The 21,489-nt window shown below is 63.8% G+C and carries 22 protein-coding genes, 1 pseudogene and 2 riboswitches; of the genes and pseudogenes, 9 read left to right on the top strand and 14 right to left on the bottom strand.

The features are described 5' to 3' along the window. Nucleotides 1-65 precede the first annotated feature (65 nt). Nucleotides 66-842 carry a Mut7-C RNAse domain-containing protein gene (locus MFM001_RS08210; RefSeq protein WP_116374783.1) on the top strand — a complete coding sequence of 259 codons (777 nt, stop codon included), beginning with the start codon at nucleotides 66-68 and terminating at the stop codon, nucleotides 840-842. On the opposite strand, the gene MFM001_RS08205 is transcribed toward MFM001_RS08210, so the two are convergent. From MFM001_RS08205 to MFM001_RS08185, 5 genes are all read right to left on the bottom strand, one after another. Further along, nucleotides 808-1,287, bottom strand: a complete 480-nt coding sequence (locus tag MFM001_RS08205) for a hypothetical protein (RefSeq protein WP_116375063.1) — start codon at nucleotides 1,285-1,287, stop codon at nucleotides 808-810. The two genes, MFM001_RS08210 and MFM001_RS08205, sit on opposite strands and share 35 nt — an antisense overlap. A 22-nt stretch (nucleotides 1,288-1,309) precedes the next feature. After that, nucleotides 1,310-1,720, bottom strand: coding sequence for a type II toxin-antitoxin system VapC family toxin (locus MFM001_RS08200; protein WP_238159030.1), 411 nt, complete (start codon nucleotides 1,718-1,720; stop codon nucleotides 1,310-1,312). A 17-nt stretch (nucleotides 1,721-1,737) separates the two neighbouring features. Next, nucleotides 1,738-2,007, bottom strand: coding sequence for a hypothetical protein (locus tag MFM001_RS08195; protein WP_116374781.1), 270 nt, complete (start codon nucleotides 2,005-2,007; stop codon nucleotides 1,738-1,740). A gap of 142 nt (nucleotides 2,008-2,149) precedes the next feature. Beyond that, the gene (locus MFM001_RS08190) at nucleotides 2,150-2,776 is read right to left on the bottom strand and encodes an RES domain-containing protein (RefSeq protein WP_116374780.1); all 627 of its coding nucleotides are present in this window, start codon (nucleotides 2,774-2,776) and stop codon (nucleotides 2,150-2,152) included. After that, nucleotides 2,769-3,284: a hypothetical protein gene (locus MFM001_RS08185; protein WP_116374779.1), complete on the bottom strand. Its 516-nt coding sequence runs from the start codon at nucleotides 3,282-3,284 to the stop codon at nucleotides 2,769-2,771. The genes MFM001_RS08190 and MFM001_RS08185 overlap by 8 nt, the downstream gene beginning before the upstream one ends. A 69-nt stretch (nucleotides 3,285-3,353) precedes the next feature. Here MFM001_RS08185 and MFM001_RS08180 point away from each other — a divergent pair, with 69 nt between their 5' ends. Next, complete coding sequence (locus MFM001_RS08180) at nucleotides 3,354-4,292, top strand: class I SAM-dependent methyltransferase (RefSeq protein WP_116374778.1); 939 nt, start codon at nucleotides 3,354-3,356, stop codon at nucleotides 4,290-4,292. A gap of 3 nt (nucleotides 4,293-4,295) precedes the next feature. On the opposite strand, the gene MFM001_RS08175 is transcribed toward MFM001_RS08180, so the two are convergent. Both MFM001_RS08175 and tpx read right to left on the bottom strand, forming a co-directional pair. Then, the gene (locus MFM001_RS08175) at nucleotides 4,296-6,662 is read right to left on the bottom strand and encodes a lysylphosphatidylglycerol synthase transmembrane domain-containing protein (protein WP_116374777.1); all 2,367 of its coding nucleotides are present in this window, start codon (nucleotides 6,660-6,662) and stop codon (nucleotides 4,296-4,298) included. Between the two features lie 51 nt (nucleotides 6,663-6,713). After that, entirely contained in the window at nucleotides 6,714-7,208 is a 495-nt protein-coding gene (gene tpx / locus MFM001_RS08170) for a thiol peroxidase (RefSeq protein ID WP_116374776.1), read from the bottom strand. 92 nt (nucleotides 7,209-7,300) lie between these two features. Here tpx and MFM001_RS08165 point away from each other — a divergent pair, with 92 nt between their 5' ends. From MFM001_RS08165 to MFM001_RS08135, 7 genes and pseudogenes are all read left to right on the top strand, one after another. Continuing rightward, nucleotides 7,301-8,179, top strand: coding sequence for a hypothetical protein (locus MFM001_RS08165; protein ID WP_202864132.1), 879 nt, complete (start codon nucleotides 7,301-7,303; stop codon nucleotides 8,177-8,179). 39 nt (nucleotides 8,180-8,218) lie between these two features. Next, nucleotides 8,219-10,516 (top strand): annotated as a pseudogene (locus MFM001_RS08160) (GH92 family glycosyl hydrolase); the annotation flags it as partial. Nucleotides 10,517-10,585: 69 nt separating this feature from the next. Next, entirely contained in the window at nucleotides 10,586-10,882 is a 297-nt protein-coding gene (locus MFM001_RS08155; RefSeq protein ID WP_116374774.1) for a toxin-antitoxin system HicB family antitoxin, read from the top strand. After that, nucleotides 10,879-11,313: a type II toxin-antitoxin system VapC family toxin gene (locus MFM001_RS08150; protein WP_116374773.1), complete on the top strand. Its 435-nt coding sequence runs from the start codon at nucleotides 10,879-10,881 to the stop codon at nucleotides 11,311-11,313. The genes MFM001_RS08155 and MFM001_RS08150 overlap by 4 nt, the downstream gene beginning before the upstream one ends. Before the next feature lie 77 nt (nucleotides 11,314-11,390). Continuing rightward, nucleotides 11,391-11,502: riboswitch (SAM riboswitch) on the top strand. 33 nt (nucleotides 11,503-11,535) lie between these two features. After that, entirely contained in the window at nucleotides 11,536-12,318 is a 783-nt protein-coding gene (locus MFM001_RS08145; protein WP_116374772.1) for a hypothetical protein, read from the top strand. Between the two features lie 45 nt (nucleotides 12,319-12,363). Continuing rightward, nucleotides 12,364-12,476, top strand: a riboswitch (SAM riboswitch). Nucleotides 12,477-12,509: 33 nt separating this feature from the next. Then, on the top strand, nucleotides 12,510-13,100 hold the full coding sequence (locus MFM001_RS08140; RefSeq protein WP_116374771.1) for a hypothetical protein: 591 nt from the start codon (nucleotides 12,510-12,512) through the stop codon (nucleotides 13,098-13,100). 9 nt (nucleotides 13,101-13,109) lie between these two features. Then, nucleotides 13,110-14,060, top strand: a complete 951-nt coding sequence (locus MFM001_RS08135; RefSeq protein WP_238159028.1) for an ADP-ribosylglycohydrolase family protein — start codon at nucleotides 13,110-13,112, stop codon at nucleotides 14,058-14,060. A gap of 176 nt (nucleotides 14,061-14,236) precedes the next feature. On the opposite strand, the gene MFM001_RS24325 is transcribed toward MFM001_RS08135, so the two are convergent. From MFM001_RS24325 to dndE, 7 genes are all read right to left on the bottom strand, one after another. Then, complete coding sequence (locus MFM001_RS24325) at nucleotides 14,237-15,151, bottom strand: hypothetical protein (protein ID WP_142760682.1); 915 nt, start codon at nucleotides 15,149-15,151, stop codon at nucleotides 14,237-14,239. Nucleotides 15,152-15,266: 115 nt separating this feature from the next. After that, entirely contained in the window at nucleotides 15,267-15,968 is a 702-nt protein-coding gene (locus MFM001_RS24320) for a hypothetical protein (protein ID WP_142760681.1), read from the bottom strand. Beyond that, on the bottom strand, nucleotides 15,923-16,402 hold the full coding sequence (locus MFM001_RS08130; protein ID WP_116374770.1) for a ParB/RepB/Spo0J family partition protein: 480 nt from the start codon (nucleotides 16,400-16,402) through the stop codon (nucleotides 15,923-15,925). Before MFM001_RS08130 ends, MFM001_RS24320 begins: the two co-directional genes overlap by 46 nt. Before the next feature lie 263 nt (nucleotides 16,403-16,665). Further along, a complete protein-coding gene (locus MFM001_RS08125) occupies nucleotides 16,666-19,116 on the bottom strand; it encodes an AAA family ATPase (RefSeq protein ID WP_116374769.1) in 2,451 nt (816 codons plus the stop codon). After that, complete coding sequence (locus tag MFM001_RS24315; RefSeq protein WP_142760680.1) at nucleotides 19,113-19,583, bottom strand: hypothetical protein; 471 nt, start codon at nucleotides 19,581-19,583, stop codon at nucleotides 19,113-19,115. The genes MFM001_RS08125 and MFM001_RS24315 overlap by 4 nt, the downstream gene beginning before the upstream one ends. Before the next feature lie 71 nt (nucleotides 19,584-19,654). Further along, nucleotides 19,655-21,100 carry a DNA phosphorothioation-associated putative methyltransferase gene (locus MFM001_RS08120; protein WP_116374768.1) on the bottom strand — a complete coding sequence of 482 codons (1,446 nt, stop codon included), beginning with the start codon at nucleotides 21,098-21,100 and terminating at the stop codon, nucleotides 19,655-19,657. Next, nucleotides 21,097-21,489: a DNA sulfur modification protein DndE gene (gene dndE, locus MFM001_RS08115; protein WP_116374767.1), complete on the bottom strand. Its 393-nt coding sequence runs from the start codon at nucleotides 21,487-21,489 to the stop codon at nucleotides 21,097-21,099. The genes MFM001_RS08120 and dndE overlap by 4 nt, the downstream gene beginning before the upstream one ends.

Genomic DNA, 21,489 nt, shown 5'->3' with positions numbered 1-21,489 from the left:
TCCTTTGTGACCGCTGGGAACCCTGGGACTTGTGCCGCGCGATCCCGCGGCGAGAGCATGGGGGCGTGGCCGGCTACGTAGACGTTCGGGCATACGCCGAGCTCAACGAGTTCCTGGGGCCAGAGTCGCGCGGCGTGACCGTGCGCCGCCCGTTCCGGTCGCACCAGACGGTCAAGGACATCCTCGAGGCAATGGGTGTTCCGCACACCGAGGTCGACCTCATCCTTGTCAACGGCGATCCGGTCGGCTTCGCGCACCGCCCGACGACTGGCGACCGCATCGCGGCCTACCCGATGTTCGAAGCGCTCGACGTCGGGTCGACCGCCAGGCTGCGGCCGGTGCCGCTGCGTGACCCGCACTTCGTCATCGACGTCAACCTCGGCCGGCTGGCGCGGCTGATGCGCGTACTCGGCTTCGACGTGTGGTGGTCGAATGACGCCGACGACCAGACGTTGGCCGATATCAGCCTGAGCCAGCAGCGGATTCTGCTGACTCGCGACCGCGGTCTGCTGAAGCGACGGGCGATCACTCATGGTCTGTTCGTGCACTCCGAGCACGCCGAGGAGCAGACGCTGGAGGTGATCCGGCGGTTGGACCTGGCGCAACGGGTGGCGCCGCTCACCCGATGCCTGCGATGCAACGGCCCGCTGGCGGTAGTTAGCAAGGACGAGGTGATCGAAGACCTGGAGCCACTAACAAGGCGCTATTACAACGACTTTCGTCGCTGCACAGAATGCGGGCGGATCTACTGGCCCGGCTCACACCACACCGGCTTGGTCCGCCTGGTCGAGCGGCTTTGCGAGCAGCTCAAGCCGGAGTCAGCCGAATCGCGGCCAAATTAAGCCGGTCGACCGCCTCGGCGAAGGCCTCGACCGACGGAATCTCGCCATCACGAAACTTCAATCCCATTGTGCGCTGCGGGTCTTTGCCGGGGTACAACTGCGCGCAGCGCCGGTAAAGATCCGCGATCACCACCGGGTCTTCGACGAGCTCTCCGCGCATGGCGCTGGTCTTGCCGTCGTGGAAAACCTGCGCAGCAGCACCGCCGCGAAAGTTCCACTTCCACTGTGAGTCGGTCAGTGCATACAGCTCATTGCCAAGCTGGTGCGCAGTCAAGGGAATTGAATACTGACGTCCGGTCTTTCGTCCGGTGAAGCTCAACAACATCAGCTGCTTGCGAGCCCTGCCGATCGGAAGACGCAGCAGGAATCGGACGATCGGGTTGATGACACGCAGCAGTGCCGCCGGGTGGTGAGAGATCGTGATCGCGGGTGACTGGTCTGTCATGTGATTACCGTAGAGGACAGCTTCATCCATCATGGTCCGGTTGGACCGTGATGATCGGGCAGCGGATCGGCGCACCGGATCGTTCGATGCGGGTGTCGCTCGTAATCAATGCGGTGGCAAGGCGTTCGGCGCTGGCGATGTAGATGGCATCGGGGTAGCGGAGTGAGGTCTGAGCGAGGGTCCAGGCGCGACGGACGTCGGCCCAAGGCGTGGCATCGATGCTGATTTCGAACGCTTCGGCATCCATGAGTGCCTGGTCGATCTGATCGGCCTGCAGTGGATGTGTCGGCCGGTTCGCGGCTGCCACGAGACCGGACAGGATTTCCACTGCGAAATGGCCGGGCGCTACGAGAGGTTCGGAGGCTGGATGCTCTGCAAGAGCCCGGCGGGCAGCCTGGCCTCTAGGACCGGAGTCGACGATGGCGTCAATCACTACCGAAGCGTCGACGATCACGGTTTCCGGCCGAGCCGAGCGCCGCGTTCAGCATGCACGCCGTCGATTGCCTCGAGCACGGCCTGGCGGTCCTGTTCCTCCACCGCCGGCTGGCGGCGAAGCCGAGCCGCGGTGCGGTTCAATGCTCCGCGCCTCCGTAAATGTGCCGCTTGCGCTTGCATAGCTTCACGGAGGTAAGCCTGCAGCGACATTCCGCGCGCCGCAGCCTCCGACCGAATCTGGTCGAGGTCTTTGGCTGGCACATCGCGGATCAGAACGTTCGGCATGCAGGTATGCTATCAATAGTGATAGCGCAAAAACAAGCGTTGGGCCGCGTCTCCATGGCGCGTCGAGCGTGGGGGGTATGCACACAACCCGACTACTTTTCGTCCATATCCCCCACGTTCGGCGAGCCGAGGCGGCGCAGTGCTAGCTGCCGAGATCCCAGCCGACGGTAAAGCCGTGGCGCAGCACGAGTTCGGTGAGGACGTCGGTGCGCTCGGCCAGCGGCCAGGATTCGGTGGTGAACGCGTCGAGGCCGAAGAAGGCGTAGTTGATCGACGTCTCCGGCGTGGTGCGCGGCCGGTACACGATGGCATCGAGAGCGTCGGGCCCGGTCCACCAGCGCCGCACGGCGTCGGCCAGCCGATGGCAGGTGTCCCACACGTCGGGATGCTGGCCGGTGTTGATCTGGTCGTCGACGTGCAGGACGTCGAGGTTGGTCTCGGTGCGCAGGTCGAGCACCCGCAGATGCCGGGCGGCGACCAGCCGAACCAGATAGTGCCCGGCGTGGTCGGCGGGGATCATCAGCCCGGTGGGCCGGTATCGCTCCCGGAAGGCGCCGACGAGTGTGCTTGCGGCATAACGGGTTCGGAACGCACCGGATTCGGGGTCGAAGCGAAACCGTGGGGTCGGGAAGCCGTCCCATGTCCACTCGGCCGGCGGGGCAGCCTCCACGCGCCACAGTTCGGTGCCCGCCTCGACGCGGCGACGGCGCAGTCCGACGGGCCGGGCCTCGGGCAGCGGCGCCCGGTAGCCGTCAGGAAGGTCAGGCACCGACGGCGGCGAGCATCCGCCACGCGGTCTCGGCGGTCTTCGGGCGGCGCAGCGCCTCGGCGATCGACGAACCGCCCAGTTCGTCGTGTTTCAGCCGCATCACACGATCGGCAGCCAGCGGGTCCGACGTGAACCGCGTGAGCAACTCGAGGATCCGCGGCAGGTCCGTGCGCAGCCGGTCGTCGTCGAATTGCCAAGCCGGGAACCATGTTTGGTTGCCGACAGCAGAGCCGATGAGTTTTCCGCGGCTGCGCATCCGGTGCACCGCCTGCGGCGATTTCAGCCCCAGCCGGGCTTGCACGGCCGGCGTCGGTAGCGAGCCGTCGACGAACTCGCGCACCAAAGCGCCGCGGCGCTCGTCGTTCAGGCTGCGCGCGGCGATGCGCTCCAGCGTCCCCTGGGGGGCGGTCGGCGCCTCGAGGATGGCGTCCAGCACCTCGGCGAACCCGGAATCCTTCCGGGCCCGCTCGGCGACTTGGCGAACCAGCGGGGCAACGGCAGTGGGCATGCCCCTATCCTATCAACCGATTGAAACAATTGAAACACACTCACAGGAAGCTCGCGTACCGTCGAGGCCATGGCACGAACCGACAATGACACCTGGGACATCACCGAAAGCGTCGGCGCGACGGCGCTGGGCGTGGCGGCGGCCCGCGCCGCTGACACCGAGAGCGAGGACCCGCTGATCCAAGACCCGTTCGCCCGGGTCTTCCTCGACGCCGCCGGCGAGGGTATGTGGAATTGGTTCGCGGGTCCCGAGCTTCCGCCCGAGATCGTCGAGGCTGAGCCGGACCTGCCGCTGCGGATGCGGTCGATGCGCAACTACATGGCTTCCCGCACAGCGTTTTTCGACGAGTTCTTCCTTGCGGCCACCAAAGCTGGAGCGCGCCAGGCGGTGATCTTGGCGGCCGGCCTGGATTCGCGGGCGTGGCGCCTGGCGTGGCCGGACGGGACGACGGTGTACGAACTCGACCAGCCCAAGGTGCTGGAGTTCAAGTCGTCGACGCTGAGAGAACACGGGGCGGAGCCGACGGCCAACCTGGTCAATGTCGCCGTCGACCTGCGTCAGGATTGGCCGAAGGCCTTGCAGGAGGCGGGCTTTGACCCGTCGGCGCCAAGCGTCTGGTCGGCCGAGGGGCTGCTGCCGTTTTTGCCGGCGGCCGCCCAGGACCTGCTCTTCGAGCGGGTGACCGCGCTCAGCGCACCTGGCAGCCGCATTGCCGTGGAGGCGCATGGCCCCGGTTTCAACGACCCCGAGGTTCACGCGCGCCAGCGTGAGCAGATGCAGCGCATCCGCGATCTGGCGGCCAAGCTGGGCGAGCAGCGCGACATCCCCGACGTGCAGGACCTGTGGTACTTCGAGGATCGCGCCGACGTCGGCGACTGGCTGCGCGACCATGGTTGGGAGGTGTCGGTGATCCCGGCCGAGGAGTTGATGGCGAGTTACCGCCGCCCGCCTGCCGACGTCGAGGACTCCTCGCCGCGCAGTCTGTTTGTGTCCGCGCAACGGGTGTAGGCGTTAGATCATCTCGTTGTTGGTCAGCCAACGCATCACCGGCCAGCCGATGAAAACCGGTAGCCAGCAGGTCAATACCCGGTAGAGCAGCACCGACGGGACGCCGACGGCCGCGGGGACGCCGAAGGCGGCCAGCCCACCGATCAGCGCGGCCTCGACGGCGCCGACGCCGCCGGGCGTGGGGGCGGCCGAGGCGAGGGTTCCGCCGACCATCGTCACCACGGTGACGGTGACGAACGTCGTGCTGCCGCCGAACGCCCCGACGCTGGCCCACAGCGCCAACGCCGCGCCGAGAGTTGTTCCGGCACAACCGAGTACGATCAGGCCCAGTCGCCAGGGTTCGCGGGCCAGCTCGACGAGGTCGCGGGAGACTTCGGCAAGCTTCGGGCGCACCGCGGTCGCCAGCCAGCGTCGCAGCGTGGGCACGAACAAGAACGTGCCGATGATGCCCAGCGCCACACCGGCGATCAGATACAGCACCGTGGCTCGTGGGACGAAGTGCGACAGGTCGGTGCCCGCGCCCGCGGCGGTGGTGAAGATGATCAGCAACACGACGTGCACGATCACCTGCACCGATTGCTGCAGCGCGACCGCGGTGGTGGCGCGGATAGCGCTCAGGCCGCCCTTCTGTAAAAACCGCGTGCTCAGCGCCAGCCCGCCGACGCCGGCCGGGGTTGTGGTGGCGGCAAAGGTGTTGGCCACCTGCATGATTGACAGCTTGACAAAGCTCACCGATCCGTCGGTGCAGGCCCACAACGCGGCCGCCGCGCCCACATACGTCAGCGCCGAGACCGCCAGCCCCAGCAGCGCCCACCACCAGTTCGCGGTCTTCAGCTCGGAGAAGAACGTCGGCACCGTGCTGATGAACGGGTAGGCGACATAGACCAGCGCGACGAGCAGCACCAGCTGGATGAGCTGGCTGCGGGTGAACCGCGTGATCGTCTCGGCCTGGATCTGATCGGCCCCGGTTTGGCGCTTCACCTCCGCGCGGCTGTCGGCGATGACGGCCTTCGCGTCGGGCACAGAGTCCCGGATTTGTTTGGGTACAGCGGTTTTGGTGAGCCGGCGCGACGCGGTCAGCACGGTGTCCTTGCCGAACGTGTCGATCGCCGCGGCCACCGCGGACTGCGGGTCGTAGAGCGACGACGTCGTCACCAGCAGCTGGGCGATGTCGGATTGCAGCTGCGCGTCGGTGGCGCCGTATTCGGCGCTGCCGTAACCGCCGAACAGCACGGCGCCGTCGTCGACCGTGATCTCCTTGCTGCGCAAGTCGCCGTGGGAGATCTGCTGATCATGCAGGCGCCGCAACGATTCCCAGACAGAGGTGACCGGCGTCGTCGTCGCGCATTCGGTGATCGGCTTACCGCGAACAGGCTTGTGCGCGTAGAGCGTCCAGCCGCGCTCGAGCGAGGCGACGGCAACCGTCGAGGTATTCGCCACATCCGCCTCGCCGATCGCAATCGCCATCAACGCGCGGTGCTCGACGGCGCGGCTCATCGAGGCGTGCAGCGGAGCGGTCTCAGTTCCGCGCAGCCGCAGCTTGCGCCACAGCTGGCGCAGCGCCCCGCCGCTGCGTTGGTGCGGGCCGTACAACTCGATGACTGCGAAATCGTCCGATTGCGCCGAAAGCACCAGCGGCCCAGGCCCGGCCGGCCGGATCACCGTCAGCGAGGACACGAGGAATCCGCGCCGGGCCAGCGCGCGGACCGCCCCGTCGAGCGGCACCTCCAGCGCCGGCGTGCCCACCACCAGGACCACCAACGCGCCGACGAACCACCCCACCGCCAGCCCCAGCAGCGCGCGGGCCGGCACGATGGCGCTGACCACCAGGTGGATCGGCACGAACGCCAGCAGCAACGCCCACCACCAGCGCCGCCAGCGCGCGGGCAGCCACGGACCCGACACGGTGAGCACCGCGGCGAGCATCCCGATCCAGCGCGGGTCGTCGAGAAACTGGGACAGGGTGGTGGCGAGCCGGTCGGAGAGGTCGAAGTGCCAGCGCGGCGCGGCGATGCCCTTACCGCTGATCGACAGGCAGAGCACCGCGAGGATGCCCGCGGCCGCGTAGGCGCCGAGCAGCTTCCACTGCCGGGCGACGATCAGCCCGATCAGGATCACGAACGGCAACGCCAGGATCGCGATGCCGTAGATCAGGTACACCAGATTGGACTGGGTAGGGGAGAGCACCCCGACGATCTGCGAGACGGACTTCTCCAGCGCGACCCACTGGGTGCGGGTGATCAGCGAGCTGGTGATCACGACCGCGAGGAACAGCCCCGCCAGCACGAGCCGCAGGATGTCGTTGGTGCGACGGGTCAGCGGTTGCAGCAGGCTGCCGGAAACGGCGACCTCGCGCCCGTCGACTCGCATGTAGCAACGATCCCTGGCGTAGCGCCGCGTCGCTTCGCGGCGCGCCGAGAGCTAAGCGGAGGAGCTCAGCGCCGCGTCGTAGTTGGGCTCCTGGGCGATCTCGGGCACCAGCTCGGTGTATGCGACCTTGCCGTCCGCGCCGATCACGACGACGGCCCGGCCCAGCAGCCCGGCCATCGGGCCGTCGGTGAGGGTGAGGCCGTAGTCGTCGCCGAAGCTGCCGCGGAACGCCGATGCGGTGGTGACGTTCTCGATGCCCTCGGCGCCGCAGAACCGCTGCTGGGCAAACGGCAGGTCCTTGGATACGCACAGCACGGTCAGACCGCTGCCGGCGGCGCGCTCGTTGAAGGTGCGCACGCTGGTCGCGCAGACCGGGGTGTCGATGGACGGAAAGATGTTGAGCAGCAAAGGCTTACCGCGGAACTGGTCGCTGCTGACCGCGCCGAGGTCGGTGCCGGTCAGCGTGAAGTCCGGCGCCGGGGATCCGACGGCCGGCAGTTCGCCGACGGTGTTGATGGGGTTTCCGCGCAACGTGATCTGTGCCATGGCGCCTAGTCTGCCAAGCGGCGCGGGCCACCCCGGGAGGCGGGTGGTCGTTCGACGGAACTGGCCTTGGTCGCATCTCGTAAGGTCGGTGTGTGCTGATCGGGTTGCTGCTCGCTCTGGGCTGCTCGGTGTGTTACGGCACGGCGACGGTGTTGCAGGCTGTGGCGACGCGATCGGTGGAAGCCGGCAGCGGCTCGGGCGTCGACGCTGTACTGCTGTTGCGCGCCGTTCGGCATTGGCGCTACCTCGCAGGCTTCGGTCTTGACGGCCTCGGCTTTCTGTTGCAAGTGGTGGCGCTGCGCTTGGTTCCGATCTACGTCGTCGCCGCGGCGATAGCGGCCTCGCTGGCAGTCACGGCCATCGTGGCTGCGTGGTTGCTGTCGGCGCGGCTGTCATCAACCGAGTGGGCGGCCGTCGGTGTCGTCTGTGTGGGGCTCGCGATGCTCGGACTCGCGGCCGGACCGGAGGGTTCCCGTCACGGCCCGGCCGGACTCGCTTGGGGACTGTGGGGCGTGGTCGTCGCGATATTTGTCGCCGGCGTCGCGGGAGGCCGATTGGGCGATCGCTCGCGCGCGTTGGCCTTGGGACTCGGCGCCGGATGCGGTTTCGGTGTCGTCGAGGTCGGCGTGCGCCTGATCGATCCCATCGATCCCACCAAAGCGACGTTCTACAGCAATCCGGCGCTGTACGCGGTACTCGCCGGCGGGGCGGCAGGGTTTCTCTTGCTGACGTCTGCCCTGGGCCGCGGATCTGTGACGACGGCGGTCGCCGGAATGGTCGTGGGAGAAACGATCGGACCTGCACTGGTCGGAGTGGCTTGGCTGGGTGACCGCACTCGCGGTGGTCTCGGCTGGATGGTTTTCGCTGGATTCGCCATAGCAGTCGCCGGCGCACTGGTACTGGCCCGATTCGGTGAAGCGCCTGATTCTGAACCTGCGAAAAAGCAGCCGGCGCAGCCGAATACTGCCTGAAAACCCCCGGTGGTGACAGGTATGCAGTAAGAGACAGCTATGCGGTCACGACGGCAGCTCGCCATGTGGGTCGCTGTCTGCATGACGTTGTGGCCGGCGCCAAGCGCGCACGCCGAAGAGGCCGCCTTCGTCGCCAACCCGGTCGAGCACGTCGACACGCTCAACGGCACCGGGACGGGCAACGAGACGTGGGGCGAGATCAACAACTTCCCGGGCGCTGCCGTGCCGTTCGGGATGGTGCAGTACTCGCCGGACACCACCGACACCTACGCCGGCTATGATCACGACAACGACCGCTCGACCGGCTTTTCCATGACCCACGCCTCGGTGGGCTGCGCCGCGTTCGGCGACATCCCGATGCTGCCGACGACGACGCCAATCAGCGAGCAGCCCTGGTACGCCTGGGAGAGGATCGCCCACGACGACACCGAGGTCGGCGTGCCCGGCTACTACACGGTGCGGTTCCCCGACACCGGCGTGAAAGCGGAACTGACCGCCACCACCCGCACCGGCGTCGGCCGGTTCAGCTATCCCGACGACGGCCGGCCCGCGGTGTTCCACGTGCGGCCCGGCGGGTCGCTCGCGGGCAATTACGCCGCGACCATCCAGATCGGCGAGGATAACGCCACGATCACCGGATCGGCGACCACCGGGGGATTCTGCGGTAAGGACAACGTCTACACGGCCTATTTCGCGATGAGGTTCAGCCAGCCGTTCAAATCGGTCGGCACTTTCGAAGGGAACTCGGTGTATCCCGGTGCACGCCAGGCAGATTCGCCGTGGGCCGGAGGATGGGTGGAGTTTGCGCCGGGCTCGGTGGTCGAGGTGCGGACCGCGCTGTCGTATGTGAGCGTCAACGGGGCGCTGGCGAACCTGGCGGCCGAAGGAGGTGCGGGTTTCGACGATGTGCGCGCGGCCGCATCGGCCGAATGGAACGCCGCGCTGTCGCGGGTGGCGGTGGCGGGCAGCATCGGCGGCGACATCGAGACGTTCTATACCTCGCTGTATCGGTCGTTGTTGCACCCCAACACGTTCAACGACGCCGACGGACGCTACATCGGGTTCGACGGCGCGATTCATTCGGTGGCGACGGGGCACACGCAGTACGCGAACTTCTCCGATTGGGACACCTACCGCTGCCTGGCGGCGCTGCAGGCGCTGTTGTTTCCGGAGCGGGCCAGCGACATGGCGCAGTCGCTGGTGAACGACGCCGAGCAGAGCGGGTCGTTGCCGCGGTGGGCGCTGGCGAATGCGGCGACGGGGGAGATGACCGGCGACAACGTGGTGCCACTAATCGCGAGCCTGTATGCGTTCGGCGCCAAGGACTTCGACACCAAACGGGCGCTCTATTACATGGTGAAGGGCGCGACGGAGGGCGGCACGGGGCGGGACGGCTATGTGGAGCGGCCGGGGATCGGTAGCTATCTGGAGCATGGGTATGCGCCGCAGATCGAGGAGTTCCGCGGCGATCACGGGATCGACGGCGCGTCGATCACCATGGAGTGGTCGGTCGACGACTTCGCGATCTCGAGATTCGCGGACGCGTTGGGCGAGAACGTGATTGGCGCTGAGCTCCTGCGGCGGGCGCAGTTCTGGCAGAACCTGTTGAACCCGGTGACTCGCCGCATCACACCGCGGGGCGCCGACGGTGCTTACCTGGTGTGGCCGGGGTTCACGGGGCCGACGTCGGACCTAGGGGAGGACGGGTTCGACGAGGGCAACTCGGAGCAGTACCTGTGGATGGTGCCGCAGAACGTCGCCGGGCTGGTGGCCGCTTTGGGGGGCCGAGAGGCGGTGGCCGAGCGGCTGGACCGGTTCACGACGCAGCTCAACGCGGGCCCCGACGAGCCGTACCTATGGGTGGGCAACGAGCCAAACTTCGGGGTGCCGTGGCTGTACAACTACGTCGGGCAACCGTGGAAGACCCAGGAGACGGTCGATCGGGTGCGCCGTGAACTGTTCGCCCCGACGCCCAACGGCGAGCCGGGCAACGACGACCTGGGCGCAATGTCGAGTTGGTACGTCTGGGCGGCATTGGGTCTGTACCCGGCGACGCCTGGGACATCGATCCTGACGGTGAACACGCCGCTGTTCGATCGCATCGAGATCAGGCTTCCTGCTGGACAATTCATCCGGATTGCGGCGCCCGGCGCCTCGAGCGGTCTGAAGTACATCAGCGGGCTGAGCGTCGACGGGCAGCCCACCGATCAGACGTTTCTGCCGGAGTCGATCGTGCGTACCGGCGGCGACGTCGGGTTCTCGCTCGCCGCGGTCCCTAATACGACGTGGGGAACTAGCGAATCATCCGCGCCGCCGTCGTTCGGTGGGGGCAACGCGGTGCCTTTGCCGTCCTAGTACGCGGAGAATGGGTGCTATCATCACCCGTGACCTGATAGCATTGGCAGCATGCGGCAGCTCCTACTCCGGGTATCCGATGACATACACCGGCGATTGGTCGCTCGTGCGGCGCGCGAGGGTCGCAGCCTGAATGCCGTCGCAACCGAGATCCTCGACGCGGCTGCCGATGCCGACGGCGGCGATCGGCGTGCGCAGGTGCGGGCCGCGGCGGCGGCGGCAGGCACATTGCGTACCGTGAAAACCCGGCCGGCGAGTGCGGCGCGACGGCAGCGGATCCTTGAGTCGACTCGCGGCCTCGGTCCACAAATCGATGATTTGCTCGCGCAAGAGCGCGAGCGCCCGTGATCGCGTATCTGGACTCCTCTGTCCTTGCCCGCGCTTACCTTGTCGACGGAGACGGGCACCAGCAGGCAACCGCACTGCTCGCCGACCCGGAGATTGCCACCGTCACCGGCACATGGACAAGAATCGAGGTCTCCGGTGCGCTGGTTCGCGCCGCGCGAGCAGGCCGCGGTGATGAAAAAGGGTTGCTCGCACTGCTGGACGCGGACCTTGCCGGTCCGGTGATTGTGCTCGGCGCGCCGCAAGAGCAGGTCGAGGAGCATGCGCTGGAGCTGGTACGGCGGCATGCGCTGCGGGCGATGGATGCCTGGCATTTGGCGGTCGCCGCGCTAGTTGTTCCGCCTTTATTGGAGCCGGGCGAGCCGCAGGCATTCGCCTCCCGCGACCAGGCACAACGGCAGGTTGCCGAACGGCTCGGGTTCGTCGCGATCTGATCGACATCTGTCCTGGTCGTGGGACGGAAGGCTTGAGCATCAAGGCTTGTCGGTGCCCCGCGATACCTTTGGGTCAGCTTCATGAGACGCCGTCGCCAAGCTCCGACTGGACGGCGCGCCAACCCCACGCTCGTGGGTGGCTCGGATGACGAAGCGACCGGCACCGACCGGCGCCGGTAAGAGCGCCTCCACCACGGAGGCTTGGGACATCGGGAGGTATCCATGGCGCATTCTGCAGAACACGTACCGGCGGAATCCCGCGTCATCCTGCTCGGCGACCACGACACCGTGCAGCACCGCGACGACTTGTCCGCAGATGCGGCCCGCCATAACTGCACCGTCGCCGAGGCGTTCGGGTTCGAGCAGGGCGCGGCGGCATTGACCGAGGACCTGACCGACGTCGATGCGATTGTGTCGGCGCTGGGTTGCGCGATCGCAGGCCGCATGCACGTCTGGGTGCCCTTCCTCGCGCCGGATCTCGGGCGTGAGCAGCACTGGCGGCGGCTGAGTCTGGTACTGCAACGCCACGGTCTCAACCTCCGCTACGGACGGGAGCTCGAGCCGTTCCCGACCACCGGCGGGTACAGCGAAATCGACTTCGCACTGCGACGCGAGGTCCAAGTCGTCGACGAGCTCGACCACGCGGCTTTGGCAGCTGCCGGCACCAAGACCCTGGGGCGGGAGATCGAACGGGCCCTTGCGACGGCCAGCGCCGCCCCAACGTCAGCGCGGTCGCTGCGACGAGCTGCAGCAGAGGCCGATCAGTTCGAAAGCGCCTCGGCGCCAATGCTTCCGGCGCCGACGACGCCGTGGTCGCAGCGTCAGCCGATGCTGAAGCGCTATGTGCGCTGGCTTGTGCATGGGTGCGGTGTCACGCAGGTGGCTACGGCACGGGTGCTGAACTCGACGGGCCAGCGCACGCCGAAAGGCCGGCTGTGGCAACCGTCGACGGTGTCGGCCCTGCTCAATGGTCGCTACGACCACGGGGCGAAGGCCAGCAGATGAGTAAAGCGTGGCGGCCTGTCGGTACGCCGCGTTATCCTGAAAATGCTTCACGAGATGCCGTCGCCAAGCTCCGACTGGACGGCACGCCAACCCCACGCTCGTGGGTGGCTCGGATGACGAAGCGGCTGACACCAACCGGTGTTCGGCAAGAGCGCCTCCGTCAGCGGAGGCCTGGCAACAGGAGTTCTGCCATGGCCAAGCGGAATCTGAGTGCAGCGGATGCGGCGCTGCGCGCACGCATTCATGAGTTGTCCGTCCACATCCCATGCGGAATACTCCGCGGCCCTATCGATGGTCGGTGGCAGTCGTGCCGCGACGAGGATTTGCCCGAGCAGTGGAAGGGCTGCGACGTGTCCCGCGCGAAAGACTTGTGCATCATCTGCTTTCGGGCGACAGCCGGCGGCACTACTCGTTGGTCATGGCTGGCATGCGAAAACTGCCGGCGGGTCAACAAGGCGATCGCGGAGCTGGAACCGGAATATGGCGACCGTCTCTTTGCTCTGGGCCGGCACAGCCTGATGAACGGGATCGGCGTCAGCGGCGGCGCGCCTCCCGAGGTGCAAGAGAAGCAGATCGACCGGCTACTGGAGTTCGCCAAGGGCGACGGCCGACTGCGCGAGTGGGAGGCGCGGGAGTACCGGCGATTGGCCAGCCGGTTCGACCCGCTTGCCGACATCCCGCTGCGGGTCTGGCAAGCCGAGTGGCCGCCCAGCCTGGAGGCGTCGGTGGACGCCTTCAAGCGCCTACTCGGGCGTGCGCCAGACCCCACGGCGTCTAACTGAATTGAGGAGTTGAAGGAGGTAACGAATGAATTGACTGCAGCACAACTGGATCGTGCGTGTGGAGTTCTGCTGGGAACCGCAGCCGGCGATACACTAGGCGCGCCGTTCGAGTTCGGACCCCCGTTGGGCGCCGACGTCAAGGTCGACATCGACGACGACGTGAGTAGTCGTTCGATGTGGGAGACCGGCGAATGGACCGACGACACGTCGATGGCGATCGCAACCGCCGAGGTGGTGGCCAGCTGGGCGGATCTGCGCGATGAGACCGCCCAGGACGCGATCATGCTCCGGTGGCATCAGTGGGCGCACGAGCCTGACGCTAAGAAGCGACGCCGCCGTATGCGCCACAGCATATGGCCCGGCTTCGCGGCCTCACGCGTCAGCTTGGCATCGAGCCCTTCATACGACACGGTGTCTGCTTCCTCGGCGCGCTCGACGGGATCGCTGATACCGCAGATCCCGTCGTGCATAAACGGTCCTGGCAGGCCGCATCCGGGCCGTCCTCGAACGGATTTCCGATCCGCCGTGCCCAGGTCGAGAACGGCTCACCGTCGCGGCATGGCGGAACCTTCAGAATTGACTTACCGCGCCGTCGATAGTCCGCTGGGCATTCCCGCTCGTGGTCCAAACCCTCTTGCATCAGTAGTAGAGGAACGATCCAAACGGCGGTTGGGGCTCAACCAGAGCGTCGGTGTCGACCTGGTGACGCAAAGCCGGGTAATGGGGGGCAGTCTAGCCACACGAACGACCTCAAAGGCGCCATTACCCTTTGCCTCGGTGGCCCGCGTCGTCATCGCGTCGTCCTTCCGCTCTACGGTGACTATATTCGGATGGCCCGAACAACTTAGCGTAGCGATCGCCAAGCAGATATTCGGTGGCCAGCTCATTTTTGGCCTGCTGCTGGGCCAGGAGGGTCTATCAACGAACGCTTCCAAAATCCTTGAGCCCTCAAATTTTTAAGTTATCCCGGATGCGGACCATCTCCAATTGCCGGAACCCCGCCCGCGGGAAATCTAAATTGGTAACCAGGAACGGTTCCGGCAACGCGCAAATTCTCTTCCGTCTACTACGCACCGTGGCGCGGTCGGTGAGAGCACGTCGATAACGGTCTTTGGGAAGAGCGTCCTTGCCGAATGCTATACGCCCCAGCGGAAATCGGTAACAACTTCAGAGGCCGCAGCCGCGATACCTAGGTCCGTGCGGATGGCATCTGCCAGCTCAATGGCGTTGCCGTGCCGCGAATTATCCACCAGCACGAACGACGCTCCGGTGGCGGCGACATATTCGAGGGTGCCTGTAAAATCGGCGTGATTGGACAAAGCAATGCGGTATGACCGAGGTCCATAAGTGACAATTGGACCCTGGTCGCCGGGGACCATCATGGCACTCAAGACAATATTGTTCGCGTTGGGCGGAATCTCTAACTTCTGTGGGTCTCCACGACCGTATATGCGTATATAGCGGCTGCTTTGACACACTAATCGCCCCTCAGGCGACTCAATGTCAATCACTGGCCCAATGGCAAAGCCATTTGCGCGGTGTACCTTGATGTCAGCGATAGTCATTCGATTTGTCACTACTGGAGCGTCTACATCACCCTCAAGCACGCTTAGCGCGCGCTCTACCGTACCGCGATGGCACTTGAGAAATACCGGGCCTGATTTCAGGCTGTCGCAGACCAGCTGCAGCAACGAATCATCAGCATCCCCTTGTGAGTAATAACGTACGGAATTTCGCGAGCCATACGTACAGTCCAAGACCAATTGTTCGGCTGCAATAGGGCTATTCATCGGCCAACTAAAGTCGCCAGAGTAGCCAATTCGCCGACCGGAAGGGAGTGTGACCGACACTTGAGCGGCTCCAAGCATGTGCTCGCTGGGCATTAAAACGACAGAAGTCCCATCTGGGAGTACGTACGGCTCAAACCATTCCACTCCTACAATATTTGTTCGCCAAGGTAAGTCGGCATCGAACTGATTAACGAGCAAATCGACCGTCGGCTTGGACATCAGCAATGTCTGAAATGCTTTGCTGCTGTTGAAGCCATTCAAATGGTCAGAATGTACATGAGTCTGAACCCGGATTTCTGAACTACGGTGAAATCCGTCCGCTGAGACAGCTGGACCGAGAAGTATGGCCCCGGACGGGCTAACGGCGATCGAAATGTCATGCATTAAAGTGTCGGGTGAGTCGATTGGCGACGTAATCGTCAAGCTTGCTAAGGAGTTCGCCTGGCAAGGGTGTTTCGGAACTGATCGTATAATGTTGAGGTGTCATCCGAACATTCGCGTGGATAGGTATCACCTCGTTCAATTGTCGCGATAGAAGACCGTCACGCTCTGACTGCGTTAATTCAGCGACCCGAGACCTCAAATGCTTTGGCACTGCTCCAATAAAGACATCTACTTGAAGCACTTGCTTTCGCCTCGCGAGTACGGCGCTAATTGCCTCGCCGATTGGTGCTGCAGCACGCCGATGAACTTGCACGGCCTGCCGAACTTCATCCTTGGTCAGTTTGTGGCGTAACGCAAGCCGAGCGGCCTCTTCCTGATCAGCACTGGATCCAAGGGATGCGAGTTCGCTCGCTACCGAGAACGACAGAGTCGTGGCTGATGTACCCCACTCAACAAGAGACTGCACTGACGAAGGCAGCGATAGCAGGCGCAAGAAACGGCTGGCTGTTGAGGTCTCCAGCCCGATCTGTTTTGAGATCGCTTTTAATGAACTAGCGGACGCAAAGTAATCTAATGCGTGTGCGACCTCGATGGGACTAAGTGCGCGATCTGCCCGATGAGTTCCAACCGACCGGATCAATTGTGATTTTAGCTCTGCGTCGTGAACATCGATCTGACTTTGTTGCTTAGGCATAGGACGTAGTCTTTAACTTCTTTTTCTGGTATACCTGTCTTAGCCACCACATCTTTTACACTTCCATACTTGCGGTACAAGTCAGTACAGGCGTCAATTTTGTCTACCCGAGCTAGATCCGCGCGCAGCAAGTTCTCTGTGAGGGAGATGGCTTTGGCGGCAGATTCATCAGTGGGCGCTTGTTGCACAATGGCGTCGATTTCAGTCCAACCCAGCCTTTGGCAGGCTAGGAGGCGGCGCTGGCCAGCCAAAACTTCATACTTGCCTTCTTGGACTGCCGAGGGACAGACCACAATTGGCTCCAGGAGTCCCTGCACACGGATGCTGTGCGCAAGCTCGTTGATACCCTTGTCGACGTTTGTTACGCGAATCTGTCCAAGACCAATGACGAGGGAATCAAGGGGTATACGCGTGAGCTTCTTGTCTTCGGGCATGTTTGTACTCCTGGGATCATTCGATCGAAGTCACAACGTCCTCACCGACCCAATGTACCGAACACGCTCACGCGTCGACGGCAGTTGTGCCACCCTCGCGTCGCTAACATGCCAGCGAAGTCTCAAGGGCGGGGCGCCGGCAGCCGGACGGCGGATAAACCGCTGGGCATTAGTTGGGCGATCGACTCAAGGTCAAGACCACGAAGTCGAGCTCAACCCGTGTAGGTATGCGCGGATCGGTTTGCCTGGCGCGATCAGAAAGGTCATTTCGAGCGCAGATTCAAGTTCAGCGTTCCGCATCCGCAGCGCAGAGCGTCTTCTCCACCCGGCCCTTCTACCACGTAAATCCACCCGTCACACGTGGGGTTGCTGCAAGTGAACAGGTCGAGGAATTTTTTGCAGGTCGTGACGACTGGCGCGAAATCGGCCTTGCTCATCGTGGCCCAGTCGTTGTTGTGCACTAGGGCGTTGATCGCCCAGTTTTCTCCGTCCTGGGCGCCCACGACTTCGAGTCGGGCGGCATCGAGGTCCATGACCTGTTGCTTGACGGGTTGGTTGTTCCATGAGTTCGCCGATGCCGCAGCCTTTTTCAGCAAGCCTTTGTAGCGGCTCTTCACTCCGTCCAGGAATGCGCCGAGCTCGTAATTGTTGTCGGCGCGATAGATCACCTTGGCGTGAAGTGAGGCTGCGATGTCAGCCATCAACGCCTCCAAATTGCGGCGAAGCTTGTGAGCGGCGCCGGGCACGTCGTCGTTTGCCAGGTCGGCATCGATTTGTGCCCAGAGATCCTGCCCCTGCACATACATGGGTCCGCGGTCGACATTCCAGCCCTGAAACTGCGCCTTGGCTCGCCGGTGGACGAGCCCCGAGGATTGCATCTGCCGGGCCCACACTTCATCATGTGTGGTGATGATGAACTGGACGTCGGGAAACACGTCCTTGAGCAGGGCGCAGAACTGGCGGCGGTGGTTGGTATCGACCGAGGTGACCACGTCGTCGAGCACGGCAAATCGGAAATCGTCCTGCAGCAGCTGCCGAATCAATGCGAGATACAAGCAGAGGCCCATACCGTCCTGGTGGCCTTCGCTGTGATAGGCCGTCGGCGGGAACATACCCAAGCCGTAGAAATCGACTTCCAGATCGAGCTTGCCAGCCGATGGCGCTAAGCCGGCCTTGAAAGAAGACTCATCGTCGGCGTTGATCTGACGATAGTAGTCGCTGAAGTCATCCTCGACGCTCTTGTAGAGCGTCGTTAGCGCGGTATCGGCCACATCGTTGTAGCTCTCGTAGATGGCCTTCGCCGTATTGTGTGCCGCGACCGCTTTCCTGCGCGTTGCGCGTGCTTGGCCAAGCCTATTCCAGCGTTCTTGGGCGATCGTGAGTGCCGTGCGCGCATTGGCGGTCGCGCTCTGGTCGGGCAGCGCGTCGACTGCCTCGCCAATGCCGGTGAGGATCGCCGCCAACGTCGGAGGCCGCGCCAGCGGATCGCTGCTTACACGAGCCGCCTGCTCACGGATTGTCTCCAGGGTGCTCATGTTCGCCTCGAAGCCCGCCAGATCAGCCAGCCAGTCAACCAGCACCGACTGTTGGCCGCTGCGCCCCACCGCCACGGCATGCGGCTGCGCGGCCTGGATCAGGCCTCGGGCACGTTGCACCTGGCTCCGTACTCTTGCGGCTGCCTGTTGCACCCGGCGTTGGAGGGCCGCAGCAGCTTCCGAGCGCACCAGCTTGGACTCAAGATGAGCACGCAGCGTCTGCACGTCATCCCATGGGTGGTCACACAGCGGACATGCGGCATCGGTGACCAGCGGCAGACCGGTCTCCATCAGCGCGCGATGCTTGAGGGCATCCAGGATAGTCGGATCGGCCTCCAGATCCGTGAGGGCTGAGGACAGATCCTCAGCGGCAGTGGACAGTTCGCCGTGATCCCGGACGTAATCGGACAGCGCCTTAATGTCCTGCAGCGCAGAGCTCTTGTTAAAGCCAGACTGTTCCCCGGGTTCCGCGGCTCCTGCGCTCAAATCGGTTTCTGGGGTGACCGACTGCAGCGGGTCGAGACCCAGCACGTCGCGATGCCTGTTGATCGCACCGAGCACCTCGGTCTCCAAGAGCGACGCCAGATCGAGATGGCGCCGGAAGCCATCTTCGGCGCTGGAAACTTCTGTGCCTGTGCGCTTCTCCTCGGTTGAGGCTTTGGACATCGCGGTGCGCAGAAGCCGGCGCGTCTCGTCGATACGGTCCAGTTTGAGGAGCGCCTGCACCTCCTGGGCACGCTTACCCGGTTCGGTGCTGACGTACTTGATGACCTCCCGCCGGGACAGCGTCAGCTCGGGGTGCTCGGCCGCCCACTGCACCGCAGCAACCAACTCGGGTGTATTGGGCTCGAGGGTGTGCTGTCCGGGTGTCTTGACACACCGAGTCAACACGCCGCTCTGGCCGCTGGCCGTGTCCACGATCGTTAACGCGACTTTCGCCGCTGCTGGGTTGTCGCGCTGGTGCACATGTGGACCGTGCTTGAGCAAGGTGACACCACCGGTGCCGGAGCCGCTGAGCCTAGCGACGTTACCCGTAAGCGCGAAGTCGATTGCGTCGACCACACCGCTCTTGCCTGAGCCGTTCGGCCCCACCACAACGAACGATGTGCAATCCAGGCTCAGGTCCAACCGCCGGATGCCGCGGAACTCCTCGATATGGATGGCCTTGAGCTGAATCATGTGAGGCGGTCCCCACTTTGGGCGTTGTACAGCGCGACCAGCACCTCGGGCTTGGGGAGCTTGTCGCCGGCGAGCAGGGTACGCAACTGGTCGACCACGGCCGCCGGCACAGCGTCGGAATCTTCCAGCCGCGCAGTGAAGTCATCCAATACATCTGATTCAAGCCGAGCCACTGACACCCTTCCACCACAGTCGCCATCACCACGACCACTGTGCAAACCGTACTCCCGGCACAGGCACATAATCGGTGGTCTTCGCTTAGTGTCGGTCCGACACGCGTGCCGGTTCGATGCAATCACCTCGGACATGGCGATCGAATCGTCCAGCGGCTCAACCCAGCCCGACCGGCAGCCGAACTCGCGGCGGGTCCTTCGATAACCAACGGTAATGAGCACCCCTGGATGCAACACCCGTGCCGTTATCCGCGACGGCATCAATCGGCGCATCAAATAGCTGGCCGCCGACATAGCCAATCAGCCACGACATTGAATTTCTTCAGATCCAAGGAAGAACGGAGACGTAGGTCCCTAGCTAACTACTATCCAACTACGAGACGATGGCCTTTATGGCGAGCATTCACGGCGGCCAAAGTGCTTGACCATCCACGAGCGGTGCCAATAAGTTCCGGATTTTGGTAGAGGCCGGCCTTGATCTCTGCGCGCGTCAGTCGCGAATAAAGTTCGCGACGCGGGTCGTCACAGCCAACAAATTCTTCCTTGCGGTGCAGTAACGGCGGGTTTTCCGAAGCGCTGTAGTCCCGCCAATCGACTGTCAGTTTTCGTAGGTTGACAGTCACCGAAGAAGAGAGCAACGGGTGCGCATCACGATCAAAAGTGGGATAACTCAGATATGAGACCTGAGGTTGGGTCACAGACAGTTTGATAATGTTGGCGCTGGCAACCGTTCCAGAAAGTACGCGGGCGCAGCCCTCATAGACTTGCATCAAGGGCGGGAGTTCTCCAAGCGCGCTGCGGTGAACATACAGTGAGGTAGGAGTCTGCTTTCCCACGGCTGAGCTGCGTGCGGTTACGAGGATCATCGCGGGATCACCGCATGCAAGAAGTAACCGATCCGCTTTGAGACAGGCTGTGTTGTAAGTGCCAAAGAGGGTTTTGATGTCTGTTGCAAGGGTCTTACTTAACTGGCTAATTCGTGGTCGGCCTCTGAACCGTGACAGGGCGATGTAGACCAGGAGCTCAGCCTGCCTCTGGATGCTCACTCGTTCCCAATACGCATCGCCCGTCACGTGACGAATAAGGTGGTTCCCACGGGCAACGCTGCCGACTGCATCGTTTATCGCGGAGAGTTCGTCGGCACTAAGTTCGCCGGCGCGCGGCGGGCGCGCATGGTCACTTAGGAAGCGGAAGAGGGGAGCGAGTACTTCCTGGTTGGCTTCATACAGGGCATGCGGGTCAATGCGGACACGTGGTCGGTAGGTATAAACCCGCGTCGACAGAAACTGCAGGGCGTCCGCCTGGTTGCGGAAGACGTAGAAGATCCCAGGCGCCGCAGCGTACGGTCGCGTTCCCAGAGTGTTCTCTATCCACGTGGCGAGTTCCTGTTGCTCGTATAGCTTTTGGAAGGTGCCTGACCGCGTTAGGATTCCGTCGCCGAACGGCTGGCCCGCGAGATCACGTGCGTCCCAAGTCAATCGCGAAGACACGACAAGGAGATGGCGCGCTAGCGCCCATGCAGATCGTAAAGTTTGAGCTCGCTCATCCAGGTTCTCGATGACGTTGATGACGTAGCCCAGATTCACGATGTCGGATTCGCGGCGGCACGAGCTTGAGCGGTGCGTCGGATCCCAACCCTCAACGTCGTAGCCCAGCGCTTTGAGGTGGCGCAAGTCGTCGCCCCTTCCGCAGCCATAATCGAAGATCGACCGCGAGCGGTCGAGCAGCTGATCTGCTTCCGCGACGGCAAACGGCCGTGATAGTGCTGAGCGGCTCAACGCCGTTCGATGGCGTTTAACCGGCGTTGTCATGCAGCCGACGTCACTGTGTGAGCTAATTCGGCTAGCCCCACGGCGTTCGTCACACGCGGGTCGCCAACGAGATAGCCGATGCCACGATGCAGGTGCAGGCGGAATTGATTTGCAAGTGTTTCATCGTCGAGAGGCAAACCATCTCGGTGGCACCTGAACCGTAGAAGGGCCCAGAGGATATCACCTAGATCGCCTGAGAACACCCGCCAGGACATCTCGACGTTGCTATCGAGGACCAACTTGACTGTTGGAGGCGGTGCCGGCTCTGCAAGAGAACGACAAAACGCCCAGCGGCACAACACATTCCAGTGTGCAATGCCCGTCCTGCGCTTGAGTGTCACGAGTTGATCGCGTGCAGTTTGAGAAAGGCGTATGTGTTCGATGGCCAT

This window comes from Mycobacterium sp. MFM001, assembly GCF_003402475.1.
Classification (GTDB): Bacteria; Actinomycetota; Actinomycetes; order Mycobacteriales; family Mycobacteriaceae; genus Mycobacterium.
Note: the sequence above shows the minus strand (reverse complement) of the source record. Positions and strands in the feature narration are given on the sequence as shown.

Coding starts and splice junctions, on each gene's coding strand:
- MFM001_RS08120 (WP_116374768.1), bottom strand. CDS start 21,100: ATGACAACGCCGGTTAAACGCCATCGAACGGCGTTGAGCCGCTCAGCA.
- MFM001_RS08195 (WP_116374781.1), bottom strand. CDS start 2,007: ATGCCGAACGTTCTGATCCGCGATGTGCCAGCCAAAGACCTCGACCAG.
- MFM001_RS08155 (WP_116374774.1), top strand. CDS start 10,586: ATGCGGCAGCTCCTACTCCGGGTATCCGATGACATACACCGGCGATTG.
- MFM001_RS24320 (WP_142760681.1), bottom strand. CDS start 15,968: ATGCCTAAGCAACAAAGTCAGATCGATGTTCACGACGCAGAGCTAAAA.
- MFM001_RS08145 (WP_116374772.1), top strand. CDS start 11,536: ATGGCGCATTCTGCAGAACACGTACCGGCGGAATCCCGCGTCATCCTG.
- MFM001_RS08185 (WP_116374779.1), bottom strand. CDS start 3,284: ATGCCCACTGCCGTTGCCCCGCTGGTTCGCCAAGTCGCCGAGCGGGCC.
- MFM001_RS08180 (WP_116374778.1), top strand. CDS start 3,354: ATGGCACGAACCGACAATGACACCTGGGACATCACCGAAAGCGTCGGC.
- MFM001_RS08125 (WP_116374769.1), bottom strand. CDS start 19,116: ATGATTCAGCTCAAGGCCATCCATATCGAGGAGTTCCGCGGCATCCGG.
- MFM001_RS08205 (WP_116375063.1), bottom strand. CDS start 1,287: ATGACAGACCAGTCACCCGCGATCACGATCTCTCACCACCCGGCGGCA.
- MFM001_RS24315 (WP_142760680.1), bottom strand. CDS start 19,583: ATGTCGGCGGCCAGCTATTTGATGCGCCGATTGATGCCGTCGCGGATA.
- MFM001_RS08175 (WP_116374777.1), bottom strand. CDS start 6,662: ATGCGAGTCGACGGGCGCGAGGTCGCCGTTTCCGGCAGCCTGCTGCAA.
- MFM001_RS08140 (WP_116374771.1), top strand. CDS start 12,510: ATGGCCAAGCGGAATCTGAGTGCAGCGGATGCGGCGCTGCGCGCACGC.
- MFM001_RS08130 (WP_116374770.1), bottom strand. CDS start 16,402: ATGCCCGAAGACAAGAAGCTCACGCGTATACCCCTTGATTCCCTCGTC.
- tpx (WP_116374776.1), bottom strand. CDS start 7,208: ATGGCACAGATCACGTTGCGCGGAAACCCCATCAACACCGTCGGCGAA.
- dndE (WP_116374767.1), bottom strand. CDS start 21,489: ATGGCCATCGAACACATACGCCTTTCTCAAACTGCACGCGATCAACTC.